Consider the following 2,459-nt stretch of genomic DNA (forward strand, 5'->3'; position numbering starts at 1 on the left):
CGCTCTCCGACAGACGGTCCGTTCCAATCCTTGAGGTAGTCAGCCCAGGCAAGGGTCGGAAATATCAATGCATTCTTTTCCTTTGTGCAAGCAAGCATGTACCGCAGAGGTTGTTTGTTCGAGGCGGAAGCGGATAGTCTTGCAAGGTCGACAAGCTCCCTCAGCGTCTGGCTGTCTACCTCAACATCTTCGTAGAATCTGCGGTAACTCCTGTTCTTCAAAACTAGATCTTTTATCATGGTAGTCTCCTGTTCATCATCTGTTTTCTGCTTCTGAGTTAATTGGAACCTGCTTGTTCCATACATCCTGAGCAGTCTTATTGTACACGTTTCTGCGAAATGACGCTACCCACGGGGCAGTGGTCGTGAACGCCAATCCATATTCCAACTGTGAAGCTCACCTGTTGTTTCTCACACGATTCAGCATACACTGACCTATCGTTGACTGACAAGTCAATCAAAGGGGGTTTTGCTGATGGCACCTCGCAGTGAAGAAGCAAACGTACAGATCAAAGACGATCGGCAGAAGCAGATCCTGGCTTCTGCGTTGAAGGTTTTCATACACAAAGGCTTCGCAGCCACAAAAATGAGCGACATTGCGACGGAAGCAGGGATAAGCTATGGGCTTATGTATCACTACTTCCAGTCGAAGGATGAGATCTATGCCGAGCTGGTCAAGAACGCAGTCGATTCCTCGAGATGCATGATTGAGCAAGTGAAAGCAGACGATAGGGAGCCGATCGATAAGATGAGGGCCCTGGTCGCGCAAATCTTCAAGAGCGTTGGACAGCACCAATCGGCAGGATACCTCTTTGTTCTCATGATGGAGGCCATGACGAGCGGTATATATCCCATTCTTCCAATTGAGCACCCGCATGGTTCAGGGAAACCGTTCGATATGCTGGTCCAGGTGATCGAACAGGGACAGCACAAGGGCCAGATAGCGCAGGGAGATCCTGCGGAGCTTGTTCAGACGTTCTTTTCAGCAATCCTCGGCCTTGCTTCACTCAAAGTCTCCGGAACCATAGAAACAATGCCTGACCCCGAAATACTCATGCGAATATTCCAGCCTGCATCACAGACGACAACTCGACATTGAGGTGGTACCGTGCGTAATCTGTTCAAAATATACCGGAATCTGAAGCAGTTCACCATTCTCATCATTGTCGGTGTGGCACTCATGTACCTGTCGGTCAGGGCCAACCTTGAACTGCCCACGTTGATGTCAAACATCGTCGACAAGGGCATCATTGCCGGCGATACCGGCTACATCTGGAAGGAAGGGGGCATCATGCTGCTGATTTCAGCAGTGGGCGGGATCTGTGCTGTACTGGCAAGCCTGATGGCTTCCCGGTCAGCCCTGGGCCTGGGCAGGGTCCTGCGTGCCAAGATCTTCACGCACGTTGAGAACTTCTCCCTTCACGAATTTGACAAGTTCGGTGCGTCGACGTTGCTCACGAGGACGACAAACGACGTCGTCCAGGTCCAGACCAGCACCGTCCTATTCCTGACCATGATCGCAAACGCACTCTTCACCAGTGTTGGCGCCGCATTTCTTGCCTATGCCGCAGACCCCAAGCTGACGCGGATCCTGTATGTCGCTCTGCCGATCATCGCCGTGGTGATCGTGATCGCGATGAGGCTGGTCATACCGCTCTTCGGCATAGTTCAGGCCGAGATCGACAAGATCACGAAGGTTGTCCGCGAGAACCTCACTGGTATCCGCGTCATCCGTGCGTTCAATCGGATCGACCATGAGAAGGCTCGTTTTGACCAGGCCAACGCTGATGTCACCAATACGTACATCAGCGTGAACCGCATCATGGCAGGACTGATGCCGCTCATGATGCTCGTAATGAACGGCGTCACGATCGCGATCATCTGGTTCGGCAGCGAGCGCATCAACAGTGGCAATCTTACTCTGGGCCCGATGCTTGCCTTCATGCAGTACGCCCTTCAGATCCTGATAGCGATCCTCATGCTGACAATGCTGTTCATCCAGTTGCCACGCAGTGTGGCGGCAAGCGACCGAATCATGGCGGTGCTCGAGACGCACCCCGAGATAACGGACGCGGCTGAGACACGACAGACCGATGCAGAACGGGGTTATGTGGCTTTCCAGGACGTTACCTTCAGCTATGACGGAGGCGAAGAGCCTGCCCTGAGCAATATCAGCTTCGACGCAAAGCCCGGCGAGACGACAGCCATTATTGGCAGCACCGGCAGTGGAAAGACCACGCTGGTCAGCCTCATCCCCCGGTTCTACGAGGTGGGCAGTGGCAAGGTCCTGGTTGACGGCGTGGATGTACGAGAGCTTTCGCAGGAGGATCTGAGACACAGGATCGGCTTTGTGCCCCAGAAGGCCGTCCTTTTCACCGGCACCGTTGCAGACAACATCCGCTACGGCAAGGAGGACGCCACGGACATGGAAGTGGCACACGCCGCCGATGTGGCACAGGC

General features: G+C 53.8%; 3 protein-coding genes. 2 read left to right on the top strand and 1 reads right to left on the bottom strand.

Annotation, left to right across the window (positions count from 1 at the left end):
• Positions 1-239, bottom strand: a 239-nt coding sequence (locus SMC5_RS01190; protein ID WP_207798939.1) for a nitroreductase family protein, incomplete at its 3' end; no start/stop codon positions are given.
• A 235-nt stretch (positions 240-474) separates the two neighbouring features.
• On the opposite strand from SMC5_RS01190, the gene SMC5_RS01195 reads away from it, so the two are divergent.
• Together SMC5_RS01195 and SMC5_RS01200 are read left to right on the top strand one after the other, a co-directional pair.
• The gene (locus tag SMC5_RS01195; protein WP_119119263.1) at positions 475-1,098 is read left to right on the top strand and encodes a TetR/AcrR family transcriptional regulator; all 624 of its coding nucleotides are present in this window, start codon (positions 475-477) and stop codon (positions 1,096-1,098) included.
• Positions 1,099-1,116: 18 nt separating this feature from the next.
• On the top strand, positions 1,117-2,459 hold a 1,343-nt coding region (locus SMC5_RS01200), incomplete at its 3' end, for an ABC transporter ATP-binding protein (RefSeq protein WP_407079752.1).

The organism is Candidatus Cryosericum odellii (genome assembly GCF_003570935.1).
GTDB lineage: Bacteria > Caldisericota > Caldisericia > Cryosericales > Cryosericaceae > Cryosericum > Cryosericum odellii.